At 40.3% G+C, this 18296-nt stretch carries 17 protein-coding genes; 6 read left to right on the top strand and 11 right to left on the bottom strand.

What is annotated here, in order from left to right:
• Positions 1-2 precede the first annotated feature (2 nt).
• The 3 genes from ACTJKC_RS18705 to ACTJKC_RS18695 all read right to left on the bottom strand — a co-directional run bounded on the left by ACTJKC_RS18705 (position 3) and on the right by ACTJKC_RS18695 (position 4004).
• On the bottom strand, positions 3-1193 hold the full coding sequence (locus ACTJKC_RS18705; RefSeq protein WP_440794279.1) for a PAS domain-containing sensor histidine kinase: 1191 nt from the start codon (positions 1191-1193) through the stop codon (positions 3-5).
• 57 nt (positions 1194-1250) lie between these two features.
• Positions 1251-3032 (bottom strand): hypothetical protein, encoded by a 1782-nt coding sequence (locus ACTJKC_RS18700; protein ID WP_440794277.1) that lies wholly within the window; start codon positions 3030-3032, stop codon positions 1251-1253.
• 132 nt (positions 3033-3164) lie between these two features.
• Positions 3165-4004, bottom strand: coding sequence for an AraC family transcriptional regulator (locus ACTJKC_RS18695; RefSeq protein WP_440794275.1), 840 nt, complete (start codon positions 4002-4004; stop codon positions 3165-3167).
• A gap of 123 nt (positions 4005-4127) precedes the next feature.
• On the opposite strand from ACTJKC_RS18695, the gene ACTJKC_RS18690 reads away from it, so the two are divergent.
• Positions 4128-5141, top strand: coding sequence for a zinc-binding alcohol dehydrogenase family protein (locus ACTJKC_RS18690; protein WP_440794273.1), 1014 nt, complete (start codon positions 4128-4130; stop codon positions 5139-5141).
• Positions 5142-5351: 210 nt separating this feature from the next.
• Here ACTJKC_RS18690 and ACTJKC_RS18685 read toward each other — a convergent pair whose 3' ends face one another.
• On the bottom strand, positions 5352-5741 hold the full coding sequence (locus ACTJKC_RS18685; protein ID WP_138820861.1) for a response regulator transcription factor: 390 nt from the start codon (positions 5739-5741) through the stop codon (positions 5352-5354).
• A 44-nt stretch (positions 5742-5785) separates the two neighbouring features.
• Entirely contained in the window at positions 5786-6550 is a 765-nt protein-coding gene (locus tag ACTJKC_RS18680) for a DeoR/GlpR family DNA-binding transcription regulator (protein WP_344850993.1), read from the bottom strand.
• A gap of 158 nt (positions 6551-6708) precedes the next feature.
• Between ACTJKC_RS18680 and ACTJKC_RS18675 the strand changes: the two genes are divergently transcribed.
• From ACTJKC_RS18675 to ACTJKC_RS18655, 5 genes are all read left to right on the top strand, one after another.
• Positions 6709-8277, top strand: a complete 1569-nt coding sequence (locus ACTJKC_RS18675) for a glycerol-3-phosphate dehydrogenase/oxidase (RefSeq protein WP_440794270.1) — start codon at positions 6709-6711, stop codon at positions 8275-8277.
• Positions 8278-8310: 33 nt separating this feature from the next.
• Positions 8311-9801, top strand: coding sequence for a glycerol kinase GlpK (glpK, locus tag ACTJKC_RS18670; RefSeq protein WP_440794268.1), 1491 nt, complete (start codon positions 8311-8313; stop codon positions 9799-9801).
• A gap of 27 nt (positions 9802-9828) precedes the next feature.
• On the top strand, positions 9829-10566 hold the full coding sequence (locus ACTJKC_RS18665) for an MIP/aquaporin family protein (protein WP_440794266.1): 738 nt from the start codon (positions 9829-9831) through the stop codon (positions 10564-10566).
• A 226-nt stretch (positions 10567-10792) separates the two neighbouring features.
• On the top strand, positions 10793-11464 hold the full coding sequence (locus tag ACTJKC_RS18660; protein ID WP_440794264.1) for a 3'-5' exonuclease: 672 nt from the start codon (positions 10793-10795) through the stop codon (positions 11462-11464).
• Complete coding sequence (locus ACTJKC_RS18655) at positions 11454-12905, top strand: DUF294 nucleotidyltransferase-like domain-containing protein (RefSeq protein WP_440794262.1); 1452 nt, start codon at positions 11454-11456, stop codon at positions 12903-12905. The genes ACTJKC_RS18660 and ACTJKC_RS18655 overlap by 11 nt, the downstream gene beginning before the upstream one ends.
• A gap of 270 nt (positions 12906-13175) precedes the next feature.
• Here ACTJKC_RS18655 and rplT read toward each other — a convergent pair whose 3' ends face one another.
• The 6 genes from rplT to ACTJKC_RS18625 all read right to left on the bottom strand — a co-directional run bounded on the left by rplT (position 13176) and on the right by ACTJKC_RS18625 (position 18169).
• Positions 13176-13520, bottom strand: coding sequence for a 50S ribosomal protein L20 (gene rplT / locus ACTJKC_RS18650; protein ID WP_025144714.1), 345 nt, complete (start codon positions 13518-13520; stop codon positions 13176-13178).
• Positions 13521-13595: 75 nt separating this feature from the next.
• Positions 13596-13796 carry a 50S ribosomal protein L35 gene (rpmI, locus tag ACTJKC_RS18645; RefSeq protein ID WP_010600880.1) on the bottom strand — a complete coding sequence of 67 codons (201 nt, stop codon included), beginning with the start codon at positions 13794-13796 and terminating at the stop codon, positions 13596-13598.
• Positions 13797-13825: 29 nt separating this feature from the next.
• Entirely contained in the window at positions 13826-14395 is a 570-nt protein-coding gene (gene infC, locus ACTJKC_RS18640; RefSeq protein ID WP_025144713.1) for a translation initiation factor IF-3, read from the bottom strand.
• A gap of 17 nt (positions 14396-14412) precedes the next feature.
• Positions 14413-16338, bottom strand: coding sequence for a threonine--tRNA ligase (gene thrS / locus ACTJKC_RS18635; RefSeq protein WP_440794258.1), 1926 nt, complete (start codon positions 16336-16338; stop codon positions 14413-14415).
• 114 nt (positions 16339-16452) lie between these two features.
• On the bottom strand, positions 16453-16947 hold the full coding sequence (locus ACTJKC_RS18630; RefSeq protein WP_440794256.1) for a hypothetical protein: 495 nt from the start codon (positions 16945-16947) through the stop codon (positions 16453-16455).
• Between the two features lie 130 nt (positions 16948-17077).
• Entirely contained in the window at positions 17078-18169 is a 1092-nt protein-coding gene (locus tag ACTJKC_RS18625) for an acyltransferase family protein (protein WP_440794254.1), read from the bottom strand.
• Positions 18170-18296 lie beyond the last annotated feature (127 nt).

Below are 18296 nucleotides of genomic sequence, written 5' to 3'. Positions count from 1 at the left end.
AATTACTTGTTAAACGGGAAGATAAGCGTAAAAACCGCACCCGAATTTTGTTCACTCTGGCAGCTAACCGTTCCATTCATCAGGCCTACATACCTTTTTACAATATTAAGTCCGAGACCTGTACCCGGAATATCGCCGGTATTGTGGGCCCTGAAAAAAGGCTCAAACAGGTTATTATGATCAGCCTCCGGAATGCCAATACCGTTGTCTTTTACTTCCAGAATCAGTTCATCATCCTTTAAAATAGAATTGAACTGGATCAGCGTGTCTTCACCAGAATATTTGATCGAATTGGAGATCAGGTTGATCACGCAGTTTTTCAACAGGTTCGGATCGAGGTAAACTTCGGCTGTTGTGCCCGTATGCTCATAAATTATGTGCTGGTTCTGTTTGGTCATCATCTGCATTTCTTCGGCTATTTCCTCGGCAAAGCTGATGATGTTAAAAGATTGTGCGGATGCTTCTACTTTCCCTGCCTCTAGTTTTTCAAGCGAGAGGAAATCATTTAAAATCGTAGTGAGGTTATTAATGGAATTTTTGATCTTTAAAGTATGTTTTTCTACACTGGCCACATCATGTTTGGTGGTGTATTTATCAATCAGGGAAGCCGACAACTGAATGGAGCTCAGCGGAGTCCTGAACTCATGCGAAGCCATGGAAACAAACCTTGTTTTAAGCTGATTAAGCTCTTTTTCCTTTTGAAACAGTGCCCGCATGTTTTCTTTGGCCATCTCCAGTTCCGATACCAGTTTAACCAGGTCCTGCGTACGCTCCTTGATCTTTACTTCGAGTTTTTCAGTATAGCTTTTTATCTGTTCTTCGTTCGCTTTTTCTTTGCTTAGGTCGTGGATAAAACCCGTGTAGATTTTACGGTCGCTAAATTTAATTTCGCTAACGCCCAGTCTGAATGGAAAAACAGAACCATCTTTACGCTTACCAGAAACCTCTCTCCCAACGCCGATAATGTGTTTCTGCCCGGTATGCTCGTACCTCGAAAGGTATTCATCATGCCGCGAATGGTCAGGCTCGGGCATTAAAACCGATACATTTTTACCCACCAGTTCTTCTCTCCCATAACCAAAAAGCTCAAGCGCAGCAGGATTTAAGTGTTCTATAATTCCCCTGTCATCGATGGTAATAATCCCATCAATGGCGTTTTCAATAATTGCATCTAAAAATTTCGACCTGTCCATTTAATGCTTCAAGTATATCGTTGTAAATATAGAAAAGTTATTACCGATCTTTTTTCCTTATCCGATAATCAGTGCATCCAGTTTATCTTCCGACTTCGCCAGCTGCTCATACAAACCCTTTAGCTCTCCTGTGGTTTGATCTGCAACTTCATTAAAAAGCTTTTTATAATAATTGATTCCTTCAGCCAGTTGCTGCTTAAATCCATTTAACTGTTTTATTTTTTTATAGCTGGAACTTTGAAGCTGCCGTTTGATATCCTCCTGAAGGTAATCGATATAAAGATTAAGTTCTTTGATAAATACATGAGGCCTTTCTACCTGCGCCAACAGGTTAATTTTTCCATAAATATGGCCAACCATCTCGTCAAACGAATATACATCAGAAAAGTAGGCCAGGTTTGGCCCGGGACAAATGGCTACTGCCTTGTTTTCTTTAGGTTTTAGGATGTTGTATTTTAAGTAGGTGGAAGAACAAAGTCCCTCGCAAAGACAAATTTTTTCGGTCACCTCATTAAATTGCTTTTTATATTCTTCTTCAGATAATCCGGCGGCTTTAAGGCTTTTTATTTTTAAGTGCTGGTATTCGCGCGATGCAGTACAAATGGCCTGATCGGTAAATTCGGTATTGTTGCAAAGGTATTTCTTGGTGCATGGACTTCCTGGCCTGCCTTTGTCGATTCTTTCTGTCCGCTGAAGGTCTATTGTACCGTTTTTGAAATTATTAAAGCGGATACCCAGCGGAGAGGCACCACTCAGGTAAAAATCGTCTTCATTTGCAGCAGCTAACCTGGTTAACGTATTGGCATCTACATTGGTTACTTCGGGTACAAGTAAAAAAGGACTTCCCCAGCCTGTGGCATCAAGATGGTAATGTTGCAGCAGAAACCTATGCTCTGCAGCGGTACCGATTCCACCCTGTACCGTAATCCGTTGTTTAAGCTGTTTGTTTATAGCAATTCCTTTTTGCGTTAAGGCAAGCTGATATTGGTTAAAAAGCTCCTGACGCATTTCGATTTTTTTGGTTTTAAACTCTTCGAGGATAGGCCCCAGCAAATAGCCTTCTGTGGCAAACGCATGCCCGCCACAATTTAAACCCGATTCGATCCTGAATTCTGACACCCACAGTCCTTTTTTGGCCAAAAATTTAGCCTGGATCAGGGCTGACCTGAAATCGCTCACTTTTAAAATAATCTGCTTGTTCAGCAAACCCTTTTCATCCGGGAAAAAATCTCCGAAATTTTCCATATAACTGTATAATTTCGGGTTCATTCCGGCAGAAAGTACCACAGATGCACTTAATTTACTTTCCGCAAAACCACGCAATGCAGATAATGCGTCAGTATTTATATCTCCCGAATATTCACCGTCAACGTAGTTCATTTTATCAACTTTAGCCATAATATTTACATCTATGGTTCCCATCCGCATGGCATTTTTCAGCACAGATTGAAAGCTTTGTTTCGCTTCTCCTTCGGGATACTCCATCATCAGTTCGTAACCACGTTTTAACCTGGACGTATCGGGCAAAAGCTCGAAATACCGACAGAGATCGCTTCCCGCAGTAAAATCCTGTTGTTTTAGAGCTTTAAAATCCTGATTGATGCAATCGGATAAAAAATTAAGGTAGGCCGTAATGCGCCGGCTCCGGCTATCGGTTTCACTTTTGGGAATCGCCTCGAAATCCACAGCCCTGTTTTGCGAGTGATAAGCACGCATACGCTCTACCAGTTCATCATCAACGATAGAAAGTACAGAAGAAATGCCATACCTGGCAACTTTTAAAGGAGTATCAATGGAGTAACCGAGGCCCAATACGGGAATATGAAATGAATGTAACATGGTGTTTTTTGGTATAAACCGGCTTTTTATAAGGCGAAAAGCCAGCTATTTTATACCGCAAAACTACCCTGCTTTAATTAATCTGGTGGTGATGCGCATCAAGGCAAAGAATGAGCAGGATCACTTTTTTAATCAACTCGCAAACGAGCTTCTGTAAGCTTTAAGGCTCATCCCCTTTTGCGATTTAAAGAATTTATTTAAATGGCTTTCATCGGTAAAACCCAGTTCAAAAGCGATCTCATTGATGCGCATATCGCTAAAACGCAAACGTGCTTCTACCAGTTTAATCCTTAAATTGGCAATATATTGCTGCAGCGTTTCGTTGGTTTGTTTCTTAAAATACTTGCCAAAATAGTTTTCTGAAATGCCAAATTCAATGCTGAGTTTTTCTGCCCTTAGCTTTTCGGGACTATAAATATTGGCTTGAATATAGTTTAATAGTGCCAATGTTTTTTGTTCCGAATCTTCCTTCACACTGGCTGGCAAATATTTGGCAATATTACGGGCAACCAATACTATCATCGTATCAACCATTTTGCCAATCAATTCTTTATTGTAAAGATCACGTTTTACATACTCCGCAATCATGGCTTCGGTAAGCGACTTAATTAAAGGTTTATCCGAAAAATTTTTAAGGATACAACCGGGCTGGTGACTGGCATTTTGAAGGATGTATTCTAACCTTTTCACATCATCGGCATGGAAATCTTTTGAGCGGAGGTACACATTCCCAAAGCGAAGAAAGAAAAATTCGGTAGTAGTTGCTATTTCAAACGAGTGACAATCATCGGGTGTAATCAGGAACATATGTCCGGGCTGGTAATCGAATTTATTGTTATTGATGCATTGCTTTCCGGTACCGGAGAGAATATAAACCAATTCGAAAAACAGGTGTTTATGGCCATTTTTAGGACATTCATCTAATTTCTGATAACTAATTTCGAAGGGCTCGTATAATGTTTCGCTATTCATCCTGCACAAAATTAAGGCGCAAATTTACCAATAAAAAGCAAATTTATACCGTAATATAAAACTTTATCAGTTTATATTTGCTATACAAAAAAAAATAATTAACTATTAAATAATTGATTAGCCATGAAAGCCATAGGATTTAAAACCTCACTCCCTATAAACGAAAGCGAAAGTTTTATCGCATTTGAAACACCCGTTCCACAACCAGAAGGACGCGATATCCTGGTAAAAATAAATGCCATCAGCGTAAATCCGGTTGATTATAAAATCCGCCAGAACAGTGCAAAAGATACCGTACTGGATACACCAAAGGTTATTGGCTGGGATGCAGCTGGCACCGTTGAAGCCATTGGTGAGGGCGTTACATTTTTTAAACCCGGAGATGAAGTTTATTATGCGGGAGATTTAACCCGTAGTGGCTCAAACGCCGAATATCAATTGATTGATGAACGCATTGTTGGCGTAAAACCAAAAACTTTAAACAATGCTGAGGCTGCTGCTATGCCATTAACAGCTCTTACTGCCTGGGAATCACTTTACGATCGCATCCGCATCAGCGAACAAAAAGACAAAGGCAAAAGCATCCTGATTATTGGTGGGGCTGGTGGTGTGGGCTCTATTGCCATACAGCTGGCAAAAAAAATTAGTGGTTTAAAGGTTATTACCACAGCCTCGAGGCCAGAAACTAAAGAATGGTGCAAAGCCATGGGTGCTGATGTAGTGGTAGACCATAAAAATTTGGTAGAAGAAGTACATGCTGCAGGTTTTAAGGAAGTAGATTTTATACTCGATTTTGTAGACCTGAACAGTTATTGGGATGCTCTTGTAGAGCTGATTAAACCACAGGGCCATATTGTTTCCATAACAGGCTCAGCCACTCCAATTGCCCTGAACAAACTAAAAAATAAAAGTGTTACTTTTTCTTGGGAACTGATGTACACGCGCTCTATGTACCAGACAGACGATATGGAACAACAACATCACATCTTAAACGAACTGGCTGAATTATTTGATAATGGCACGCTTAAAACTACGCTAAACCAAACCTTAAAAGGATTTACTGTAGAAAATTTAAAAGAAGCCCACCAATTGTTAGAAAGTGGTAAAACGATTGGTAAGGTGGTGATTGACTATTAAACAGTTTATCATTTCAGCTATATAGCAATACGCTACTAAACGAAAACCGTCATCTCGACTGGAGCAAAGCGGAACGGAGAGATCTATCCAGAAATAGATTGCTAGATAACGTTGTACCCGCTCGAAATGACGGCAATCTGTGAGGGAAATTATACCGCAAAAAAAGAGAGAAGCCATTTAAACTTCTCTCTTTTTTATATCCTTTTTCTACTAAACTTTAGTGCGGTTTTCGGCACTTCTTTTTAATTGTGCATGAATACGTTCAAGCACATCATCAATATCGAAAGGTTTACTGATGTAATCATCTGCAAGGGCATCAATTGCTTTTTGTTCGCTATTGTTCTGTGCAGACATTACAATAATCGGAATGTGTTTGGTAAAAATATCGTTTTTTAAATCTTCGCAAATCTCAGCTCCGTTTCCATCTGGCAACATTACATCTAACAAGAAAAGATCTGGCATTGCATCCTGGATATTTTTCTTCAGCTCTGCAAACGATGATGAAAGCTGCAGTTCAAAACCCTCTTCCTTTAACAGGATTTCAATCACGTTTCTGATCTCCTGATCGTCTTCTAAAATGTGTATTCGTTTTTTTTCCATGTTCAAATTATATGTTTGGGATATACCGTTTTGCGTGGAATGCGCTACACGATAGTAACAGTAACACCCAAGCCCTCTAAATGTTTTACAATTTGTTCAGAAATTCCTTTATCAGTGATAATATGGTCAATTTCTTCTAATCCGCATATCTTTCCAAAGCCTCTTTTACCAAATTTAGTAGAGTCGGCCAGTACTATTGTTTTTTGTGAAGCACCGATCATTTTACGGTTTAAATGCGCCTCCATGGCATTTGTTGTGGTTAATCCGAAATCAAGATCAATGCCGTCTACCCCTAAAAAAAGCTTGTTGAAATAAAAATCCTGCAATACCTGTTCTGCATAAGCGCCCATTACGGATGATGAACTTTTTCTCAATAGCCCACCCAGCTGGATCACCTCTATGCTCGGCTCGCGCATCAATTCCAAAGCCACATTTAATGCAGAGGTTACAACAGTTAAATTGGTTGCCGGTGCAATATTTTTAGCAAAATACAGTACAGTAGTACCCGATGCAATTACAATAGAATCATTATCGTTTAGCAATGCAGCAGCAGCCACACCTATTTTATTCTTTTCGGTCGATTGTATTTTCTCTTTTTCATTAACCGGACGGTCTACCGTGTATGGATTATTTACCGTAGCCCCACCGTGGGTCCTGAACAGCAGGCTTTTATCTTCAAGTAGTTTTAAGTCCTTTCTTATTGTTACCGACGACACTTTCAGTTCCTTACATAAATCAACCACATTGATGTACTGATCACGTTGCAGGCGACTTAAAATAAACTGGTGCCTCTCAGCCAAATTCATCATAGTATATTTAATTTGCAGGCTGCAAATTAGCAATAAAAACATTCTTTAAAATATTTTGAACAAATTATTAATAAATTTTTAACAGAGATATTATATTATTCAGATTATGATTTCGTATAATTGCGTATTGTTTCGTTTTGTTACTTTTAAACATAAAGATGAAAAGATTACACCAGCCGCTGATAGCAGAAAACATAAATTGGGACTTGATTATCATTGGTGGCGGCGCAACCGGCCTGGGTACAGCACTTGATGCCGCCAGCCGGGGTTATAAAACGTTACTGGTGGAGCAGGCTGATTATGCAAAAGGAACATCAAGCCGGAGTACTAAATTAGTGCACGGAGGTGTACGTTACCTGGCCCAGGGAGATATCGGCCTGGTGAAGCATGCGCTTAAAGAACGTGGATTATTACAACAAAACGCTAAACACCTGGTACATAAAGAGGCCTTCCTGATTCCCTGTTACGATTGGTTTTCTGTGATTAAATATTTAACAGGACTCACTTTATACGATTGGCTGGCGGGAAAATACAGCTTCGGGAAATCTGAATATTTCTCTAAAAAAGAAACATTGGCCATGATGCCGGGCATTAGGGAAAAAGGCCTAAAAGGAAGCATCAGGTATTACGACGGGAAGTTTGACGACGCCCGTTTAGCGATCAATATTGCACAAACCGCTATCGAAAAAGGTGCTACTTTATTAAATTATACGAAAGTTACCGGCTTGTTAAAAAATGGCGAAACCGTTACAGGTATTGAAACAGAAGATACCATAACCGGCTTAAAAGCTCAGTTTAAAGGTAAAATGGTGGTTAATGCCACCGGTGTTTTTGTAAATGATATTCTGCACATGAACAATCCTGCTTCAAAAAAAATGGTTCGGCCAAGTCAGGGTGTACATGTGGTGTTGGAAAAGAGTTTCTTAAACAGTGAATCGGCTTTAATGATTCCAAAAACGTCTGATGGGCGGGTTTTATTTGCCGTTCCATGGCACGAACATCTGTTGGTAGGCACCACCGATACCCCTTTGGATGAGCATAGCCTCGAGCCGCGTGCTTTAAAAGAAGAAGTAGATTTTATTATGGCCACCGCGGCAAGTTACTTTAACCGTAAACCGGTAGAAAAAGATATATTAAGTGTGTTTTCTGGCTTACGGCCATTGGCAGCCCCAACAAGCGGCGATGGGAACAGCACAAAAGAAATCAGCAGAGACCATAAACTAATTGTTTCAGCCAAAGGATTAATTACCATAACCGGCGGAAAATGGACTACTTACCGCCGCATGGCTGAAGAAACTGTTGATTTGGCCATTATACAAGCTGGTTTGGAACCGAAAGCATGCGTAACCGAAAACCTCAGTATCCATGGCAGCCAAATCATTGAAGAAAATCATCATTTATCGATCTACGGATCAGACCGTGATAAAATTGAGGCTTTAATTAAACAGGATCCCAGCCTTGGGCAGCAGTTACATCCATCTTTCCCTTTTACCGAAGCTGAAGTAATTTGGTCTGCAAGGAATGAAATGGCCGAAACCATAGAAGATATTTTAAGCAGGAGGCTGAGGGTATTATTTATTAATGCGCAGGCCGCAAAGGCTATGGCGCCTCGGGTAGCCTCGCTCCTGGCCAGAGAATTATCGGCAGATCAAAACTGGGAGGCCGGCCAAATTGAAACTTTTAATAAATTAGCCGATGGTTACCTTTATCATCAACCTATAAAATAACCGTGAAGGCCTAGTCCTCTAACCAATATTATTATGAGCAAATACATCTTGTCTATCGATCAGGGAACCACAAGTTCGAGAGCCATTATTTTTAACCACGATGGTGAAATTGTTGCCATTGCGCAAAAGGAATTTACGCAGATTTACCCGAAAGCCGGATGGGTAGAACACGATCCGATGGAAATCTGGTCGACACAGCTGGCCGTGGTTACCGAAGTAATTGTTAAAGCGAGCCTTACCGTAAACGATATCTCGGCAATCGGCATTACCAATCAGCGCGAAACCACAGTAGTTTGGGATAGAGAAACCGGCTTACCCATTTACAATGCCATTGTTTGGCAAGACAGGCGAACTTCTGCCTATTGCGACGAAATTAAAGCGAAAGGTTTGGCCAATAAAATACAGGAAAAGACCGGCCTGATCATCGATTCATATTTCTCTGCCACCAAAGCCAGGTGGATTTTGGAAAACGTAGAAGGTGCACGCGAAAAAGCTGAAGCAGGGAAATTGGCATTTGGCACAATAGATAGCTGGTTGATCTGGAAATTAACCGCAGGCGAAAAACACGTTACCGATGTAACCAACGCCTCGCGCACCATGCTTTATAATATCCACACTTTAAGCTGGGATGACGAACTGCTCGAATTGTTTTCCATCCCCAAAGAAATGCTGCCCGAAGTAAAATCATCAAGCGAGGTTTATGGCGAAACCGCCGGAAGAATATTAGCGACAAAAATTCCCATTGCAGGCATAGCCGGCGATCAGCAATCGGCCCTTTTTGGCCAGATGTGCACCGAAATCGGCATGGTCAAAAATACTTATGGCACAGGCTGTTTCATGCTGATGAATATCGGGGAAAGTCCAAAAATATCAGCCAATAACCTGTTAACCACCATCGCCTGGCAAATTAACGGAAAAGTAAATTATGCGCTCGAAGGGAGTATTTTTATAGGTGGTGCGGTTGTACAATGGCTTAGGGACGAGATGGGTTTTATTTCCAGATCGGCAGATGTAGAAACCCTGGCCAAAAAAGTAAAAGATACCGATGGCGTATATGTAGTGCCGGCTTTTGCAGGTTTAGGCGCACCACATTGGGACCAGCATGCCCGCGGAACCATAACCGGATTAACCCGGGGAACCAATAAATCGCACATTGCAAGGGCTGCTTTAGAAAGTATTGCTTACCAAACCATGGATGTGTTAAAAGCCATGGAAGCCGATGCCGGTGTGAACATTGCAGAACTCCGTGTAGATGGCGGTGCTACGGCGAACGATTTACTCATGCAGTTTCAGGCCGATCTTTTAAACTGTGAAGTCATCAGGCCTGAAGTTACCGAGGTAACAGCCATAGGTGCGGCTTATCTGGCTGGTTTGGCTACAGGTTTCTGGCAGAGTATCGATCAGATCCGCAACCAGTGGAAAATCAACAAAACTTTCATCGCTGAAGCCGGTATCGACAATACAGAAAAAATAAAAGGCTGGAACAGAGCAGTAAAGGCAGCAAGGGTTAATGCAGAAGATTAATTAGAAATTTCATCAGATTTAATTGTTATGAACGTATATCTCGCAGAATTTATTGGTACCGCGCTAATGATGCTTTTAGGAAATGGTGTGGTTGCAAATGTAGTACTAAAAGGTACAAAAGGCCATAACAGTGGTTGGATTGTGATCACTACCGCCTGGGCACTTGCCGTTTTTGTTGGCGTGGTGGTGGCCGGACCATACAGCGGCGCACACTTAAACCCCGTTGTAACGTTGGGCCTGGCCATAGGCAAAGGCTTTAGCTGGGCTTTGGTCCCCTATTATATCCTGGCCCAAATGGCTGGCGCAATAACGGGTTCTTTTTTGGTTTGGATAATGTATAAAGATCATTTCGACGCCACGGATGATGCAGGTTTAAAAGCCGCGCCTTTTGCTACTGCTCCTGCCATCAGAAACAAATCCTCCAATTTAGCCTCAGAAATCATTGGTACTTTTGTACTTATATTTGTGATTTTTTATTTTACAGACGCCAGTATGGGTACCAAAGAAACCGTTACCCCTATCGGATTAGGCTCTATGGGAGCCATCCCCGTGGCTTTTTTAGTATGGGTTATCGGTTTGGCTTTAGGCGGAACAACGGGATACGCCATCAACCCGGCAAGAGATTTAGGCCCGCGGATTATTCACTCGTTAATCCCGATGAAAGGTAAAGGCAGCAGCGACTGGAGTTATGCATGGATACCGATCGTTGGTCCAATTGTTGGCTCAGTACTGGCTGCTGTGGTATTTTTGTTGATTAGTAAGTAGTTATTTCTTCGGAAAAATGCTCATGAATAAAATTAAAAAAGAAAAGTCGTCATAACGAGAAGCTTTTCTGCCGACGAGGCAATCTTTTAATACCTATCTTTTCAGATTGCTTCGTCGTTCCTTCCCACAATAACGACCGAATTATGAATATTTTCTGTTACGCAGCTACAGAATAATAATTATCTTTGAAATAACATCATGCTACTGTTTACCTAACCAACCAAAATTGCAGGAATATTTCTTAGTTGTTGATACCGAAACATCTGGTTTGCCCAAAAACTGGTCGGCACCTTATGCTAATGAAAAAAACTGGCCGCATATTTTACAGATTGCGTGGATTATTTACGACCAGCAGCACAATGAAATTAAATGCGCAAATCATTACATCAACAGCTTTGGCGTTAAAATAGACAAAGCAGCAGCAAAAATCCATCACATCACTCCAGAGTACCTTGAACTTCACGGAGAGAAAAAAGAAGATGTAATGCTGGAATTTGCCCGCGACATTGAGAAATACCAGCCATTGGTAATCGGGCATTTCATTGAGCTCGACTACCACATGGTGAATGTAGAATTGCTGAGGATTGGTAAAGAAAGTAATTTTAGGAACCTGCCTTTTTTCTGTACCATGAAAGCCAGTTCGCCTTACATTACCAATACGGTGATCAGTCATTTAAAACTTGATAAATTTTACACGGTTTTATTTAACGAAATACCTGAAAATGTGCACAATGCATTATCGGATGCTTTAAATACAGCCAAAATCTTTTTTCATCTTTTAGAAACAGGCAAAATAAGCTTAACTTCAGCTTACCAGCAAGAACACATTTTTAATCAGGAAAAGAAAAAATCGTTCTCATTTAAAAAGATTTTTCAGGGATTTTTTAATGGAAGATAAATTAGCAGATCAGATTTATACAGCTCGCATTGGCGACATCACTTTTAAAAAGATTGTGAGCTGCAGTCCCGGTACTCCTATTTTTGAAGCTGCAATAAAAATGGCTGAGCATAAAACCAGCTGTCTTTTTATTAAAAATGATTTGGATGCTTACCTGGGTTTCGTAACCGATATTACGCTGAGGGATGATGTGATTGCCCGGCAGATGGATACCAACCTTCCAATTGATGCGGTGATGGATACCAACATTGTAACCATTTCTCCCGAGGCTTATGTTTACGAAGCCATATTGATGATGTTTAGCAAAAAATCGCGCTACCTGCTGGTAAATGATAATGGAAATTATGTTGGTTTTCTGAGCAGAAACAGGTTATTAAGCGAACAGGCAGAATCACCCCTAGTTTTTATTCAATCGGTGAAATCAGCTGTAAATACTGCTGATTTAAAATTGAAATGGCAAAAGGTGCCTAATATTGTAGCCCAGTTATTGGCCAGAGGGGTACATGCTAAAATTGTAAACGAGGTGGTAACTACCATTGCCGATACCATTTCTTTTAAAATTATTGAAGAAGTAATTGCTAAACTCGGTCCGCCCCCGGCCAAATTCGTATTTATGGTTTTGGGCAGCGAAGGCAGAAAGGAACTGAGCCTTAAAACCGATCAGGACAACGCCATTATTTACGAAGATACTTCTGAAGATAACAGGGCGGCTGTCCGCTCCTATTTCCTGGATCTCGCAACACAGGTTTCTGACAAATTAAACTTTGTAGGTTTCGTATATTGCGACGGCGATTATATGGCCACTAACCCAAACTGGACGCATTCCCTGTCACACTGGAAGTACAATTATAAAAACTGGATTGAAGAAGCTCTGCCAGAAGCAGCAATTAAATTTGCTGCCTTTTTTGATTGCAGGGCCATATATGGCGATTTAGAGATCATGCAAAGTTTAAGATCTTTCGTGGATGAAGAGCTGCAAAAGCCTATTGAAAAGTTTTATGTGTACCTGGCCAAAAATGCATTGCTTTACGAACCACCACTTACCTATTTCAGAAACATCAGAACGCAGAAAATCCATAAGAAAGAAGTATTCGATATTAAAACCGCCATGACGCCTATTGTCGATCTGGCAAGGGTTTATGCGCTTCAGAACAGGATTTTCCAAAAAGAAAACACCGGCGAACGATTAAAAGCACTAAAAGAGTTAGGCGTTTTTAGCGAAGCACAATATAACGAACTCTCACAATCCTATTATTATCTGATGGGCTTACGTTTAAAACACCAGGCCAATCTGATTGTCAACGATCAGGCTGCACCAAACAATTTTATTGAGATTGATGCTTTAACCAAAATTGAGAAAGTAACATTGATTGAAATTTTCAAGATCATTCAGAACTTTCAAAGCGGCATCAGAATGAAGTTTACGAATACGCTGGGCTAAGCGCAGAGGGCAAGCTGTTTGGCGTTTTACAGACTTACGAGGCCTGATAGGAACAGTGCCGGTAGATCTCGTAAGTCTACGCATCAAAGAGTTTTCATTTCGAGCGGAGTAAACGGAGTTCTCAGCGAAGCTAAATCTACCTCGAGATAGATCTCTCTCCCGAATATTCGGGACTGCGTTCCAGTCGAAATGACGATCAAGTAAACAAAAAAAGGTCCCGATTTGCATCGGAACCTTTTCTAAATATGATTATCGCCTGGGCGAAAATTTCTATTTTACTGCATCAATTACAGCTTTGAAAGCTTCTGGGTGATTCATTGCTAAATCAGCCAATACTTTACGGTTTAAACCGATTTCTTTTGAAGCTAGTTTACCGATCAATTGAGAGTAAGAAATACCGTGTTGACGTGCACCAGCGTTGATACGTTGGATCCACAATCCGCGGAATTCTCTTTTCTTAACTTTACGGTCACGGTATGCATATTGCAAACCTTTTTCTACTGTGTTTTTAGCAACAGTATAAACCTTACTTCTTGCTCCCCAATAGCCTTTGGCCAGATTAAGGATTTTTTTTCTTCTTCTTCTCGAAGCTACTGCGTTTACCGAACGTGGCATGTTGTTGTTGTTTTTTGGTAAGCGGCGTCCAAACTAATGGAACTTTAATGCCTGATACCTGGTGAAATTAATAAATTACTTTCCGATGCAAAGCATACGTTTAACGTTACCTGAATCTGCATCAGTTACAATTCCTGCATTTCCAAGAGCACGTTTACGTTTAGTACTCATCTTTGTTAAGATGTGACTTTTGTATGCTTTGTTTCTTTTGATTTTACCTGTTCCAGTAAGCGAAAAACGCTTTTTAGCACTGGAATTGGTTTTCATTTTTGGCATAACCTGTTTTTTAATTTATAAACCTATTTTTATTTTTTTGCTACTTTAGGCGCAACTGTCAGGAACATACGTTTACCTTCTAACTTAGGTAATAACTCTACTTTTCCTACATCTTCCAAAGCCTGGGCGAATTTTAACAATAAAATTTCTCCCTGCTCTTTGTACACAATTGCCCTTCCTTTAAAATGCACATAAGCCCTAACCTTCTCACCGCTCTCTAAAAAGCTTATCGCATGCTTTAGTTTAAACTGGAAATCGTGATCGTTGGTATTAGGACCAAAACGGATCTCCTTAATTACAGTTTGTTTCGCATTGGATTTAATCTCCTTTTGCTTTTTCTTTTGTTCGTAAACAAACTTACTGTAATCAATAATCCTACAAACTGGTGGTACTGCATTTGGAGAAATTTCCACCAAATCTAATTCCAGTTCATCAGCAAGCGCCAAAGCTTTCGCCAAAGGATAAATCCCCGGTTCAACATTATCGCCAGCTAAACGCACTTCGGGCGATTTTATATACTGATTAATGTTATGCTCTGCTTCTTTTTTCTTAAAAGGTGGACGTGGTCCCCTGTTAAATCCTGGTCTTCCTAATGCCAAATTTGTACTGTTTTAATTTAAACTGTTATTTCTTTTCTTAATAAATTGTTGAATTCTTCCAACGTCATTTCGCCTAAATCTCCCTCACCATGTTTACGAACAGAAACTTTTCCTTCTGCCATTTCCTTATCACCGATAATGAGCATGTATGGGATCTTTTTAACTTCCGAATCGCGTATTTTACGACCGATTTTTTCATCCCGGAAGTCAATCAGCCCGCGAATATCGGAATTATTTAGCTCATCTAAAACTTTTTTTGCATATTCTTCATATTTTTCTGAAATAGGAAGAACAATAAACTGTTCCGGGCTTAACCATAACGGGAAATTTCCGGCACAATGTTCAATCAGCACGGCAATAAATCTTTCCAGTGAACCAAATGGTGCACGGTGGATCATTACTGGTCTGTGTTTCTGGTTATCGCTACCAGTGTATTCCAGTTCGAAACGTTCTGGTAAGTTATAATCAACCTGAATGGTGCCTAACTGCCATTTTCTACCTAAAGCATCTTTCACCATAAAATCGAGCTTAGGGCCATAGAAAGCGGCTTCGCCATATTCTACAACGGTATTTAAGCCTTTTTCGGCAGCTGCCTCGATAATCGCATTTTCGGATAACCTCCAGTTCTCGTCAGAACCAATGTATTTCGCTTTGTTATCCGGATCTCTCAACGAAACCTGAGCAGTATAGTTATCAAAACCTAATGATTTAAATACATAAAGCACTAAATCGATTACTTTTTTAAACTCTTCTTTAACCTGCTCGGGCATACAGAACAAGTGTGCATCATCCTGAGTAAAGCCACGTACACGGGTTAAACCATGCAACTCGCCACTTTGTTCGTAACGGTAAACCGTACCAAATTCAGCAAAACGAACCGGAAGATCTTTATAAGAGCGCGGTTTAGTTTTATAGATCTCGCAATGGTGTGGGCAGTTCATCGGTTTTAAGAAGAACTCCTCTCCTTCCTGCGGGGTTTTAATCGGCTGGAACGAATCTTTACCGTATTTCTCCCAGTGACCAGAAGTTACATATAAATTTTTATGACCAATATGAGGAGTTACCACCTGCTCGTAACCGGCTTTAGCTTGCGCTTTAGTTAAAAAGTTTACCAAACGTTCACGTAAAGCAGTTCCTTTAGGCAACCATAATGGCAAGCCCATTCCTACTTTTTCTGAAAAAGCAAACAATTCCAGTTCTTTTCCCAATTTACGGTGATCACGTTTTTTAGCTTCCTCAATCATCAAAAGATATTCAGTAAGCTCGCTCGCCTTAGGAAAAGTTACCCCATAAATACGGGTTAGCTGTTTTTTGGTTTCATCGCCACGCCAGTAAGCACCAGCTACATTCATCAGTTTTACTGCTTTTACAAAACCTGTATTCGGTATGTGTGGACCACGGCACAAATCAGTAAACGAACCCTGGGTATAGAAAGTAATTTTACCATCTTCCAGGCCATCAATTAAATCTAATTTGTACTCATCGCCCTTCTCTGTAAAATATTTTACAGCATCAGCTTTGCTTACACTTTCGCGCACAAAAGTTTCCTTTTGTTTGGCCAGTTCGATCATTTTGGTTTCGATGGCTTTAAAATCATCCGAAGAAAATTCGCGGTCACCAAAGTCTACATCATAATAAAAACCGGTTTCAATTGCCGGACCGATACCAAATTTGGTACCCGGATAAAGCGCTTCTAAAGCTTCGGCCATTAAGTGGGCCGATGAATGCCAAAAAGTTGATTTGCCGGCAGCATCATTCCATGTTAATAATTTTACTGATGAATCAGCTTCAATCGGTCTTGTTGAATCCCAAACCTCACCGTTAACCTCTGCAGCTAACACGTTACGGGCCAGGCCCTCAGAAATTGACAATGCAATTTGATGGGCAGAAGTGCCCTTTTCGTACTGACGAACAGAACCGTCAGGTAAAGTAATGTTAATCATCTACAACTATGATTTAATTTTTAAATAAAAAAGTTTTAAAGATCACTTACAATGTGATTTTATTTTGTGCAAAGATACGATTTTACACCGTAATTAATAGATAAGCTTAAAATTCTACTTCGGTTGCAAACCAACTTCATTAAGGTATATTTTCTGAATTGCTAATAAACGGTCAGGATAAGTATTCAGTTTTTCGTACTTTAACATCAGCTGTTCATGCAGTTTTTTCTTTTCGCCAATGGTTTTTGCCTGCAACATTTGTTGTGCTGTTTTTCCATAATCATTTATAGCTGTGAGGTAGGCAACTATCCCAGCATTAAATTTTTCGGCCTCTTTACCTGGCTTCAGATCTGCAATATCGGCAAGCTCCATTTTTGAATTGTTGACCAGGTTTTCTGCTTTCTGCCCCAGTGAAACAGAATCAGAAAATTCCTTTGCATAAACCTTCGTTGTATCTCTAAAAACACTGTCCGTTTCGTCGATCTGCCTCATCTGGCGCAAAAATATGGAAGTTACTTTTTCGTTGTAGGCATAATCGCTGGTTGATGATGTGCAGCTGAGCAGCAGCATTAACGAAAGCGAAAGCAAGGCAGGTTTTAAAGATTTCATACGCTGTTATTTTTATTTTTTTAATATTACTACCGTCATGTTTATACTCCCTACGCCATGGTTCGTGTCTTATACACCATGGTTTGTGTTCCCTATGCGGTGGTCGTGTCGCCACGAACCATTCATAATACTACATCAAAAATCTGGCCTTCAAATATTTACGCAACGGGATATCTATAAATTTCATAATTATATAAGCCAAAATAATTAAAACCGACACCGAAACAGGAATAACTACCCATAAGGTTGACATTGCAGGTTTAACCACTGCCACGTAAGTCAAAAACACCCAAACAAATGGATAATGAGTCATATACAAAGGATAGGATATTTCACCAGACAGCCTACAGATTTTTTTTGAAGCCGGATTTAATGCAGCACCTGCGCCTAAGGCAACCAAAAACGGAAAGTAAAACAATACAATTATCGGTTCGGTAATCCAGTTGTAACGATCGGCATAAGGGAATAAAAATGCTGCAAGCAAAAGCAGGCTCACACCCAAAAAGCCTAGTTTATTTTTAATAATCCAGTTGAAACGGTACACCAGCATCCCTGCAGAAAAAGAATAAAGCACACGTGCTCCACCATCCCAAAAATTTTGTCCGCCCCAGCCGCCGCCTAAATTTCCATTGGGAACCTTTACACCGATATAAACAAGCCATGCTGCCCCAACAAATGCTAAAACAATCAATACTTTTTTATTCAGTTTATAAAGCATAAGAATATAAAAGATATTGGCAATGTATTCCCAAAATAACGACCAGGCTGGTGCATTTAGGCAAAAAAGGTTGGTGTAGCGTTCCGGCATTACCGGATAAGGAATCAAAAATGCAGATGCCAAAAACAACAGCGCTGTTTTGCCAAAACCATAAATGGTGTAAAAATCGCTAAACGGGTCGAACAAAAAGGTTAGCAGTCCTAAAACTGAGCCTATCACAACTAAAGGATGCAGCCGGATTAACCTCAATTTAAAAAACTGGATCAAACCGATATGCGGTGCGCGGTTATCGTAGGCATAAGCAATTACAAATCCCGATAAACAGAAAAAGAAATCGACGGCGAGAAAACCATGCGACAAAAAATTCTTGTTATAATCGGTAATAGCGATTTCCATAAAATGATAAATCACCACAATGATGGCCGCTATGCCCCTTAATCCATCTAAAATTTCGAAATGCTGCTTGGTTGCTAAAAGGTTAGTCTTATTTTCTGCTGTAATCACTTGGTTAGGTTATTAATTTGTTTCAATAATAACCATTCTCATTTTATATGGCAAATTCCCGCAGACAATGAAGCGTAATCTTCAAAAATAATACAAAAAAAGCCCCGGTTTTTAATCGGGGCTGATA

Origin of the sequence: Pedobacter sp. 22226 (assembly GCF_052045455.1) — a bacterium.
Classification (GTDB): Bacteria; Bacteroidota; Bacteroidia; order Sphingobacteriales; family Sphingobacteriaceae; genus Pedobacter; species Pedobacter jeongneungensis.
Note: the sequence above shows the minus strand (reverse complement) of the source record. Positions and strands in the feature narration are given on the sequence as shown.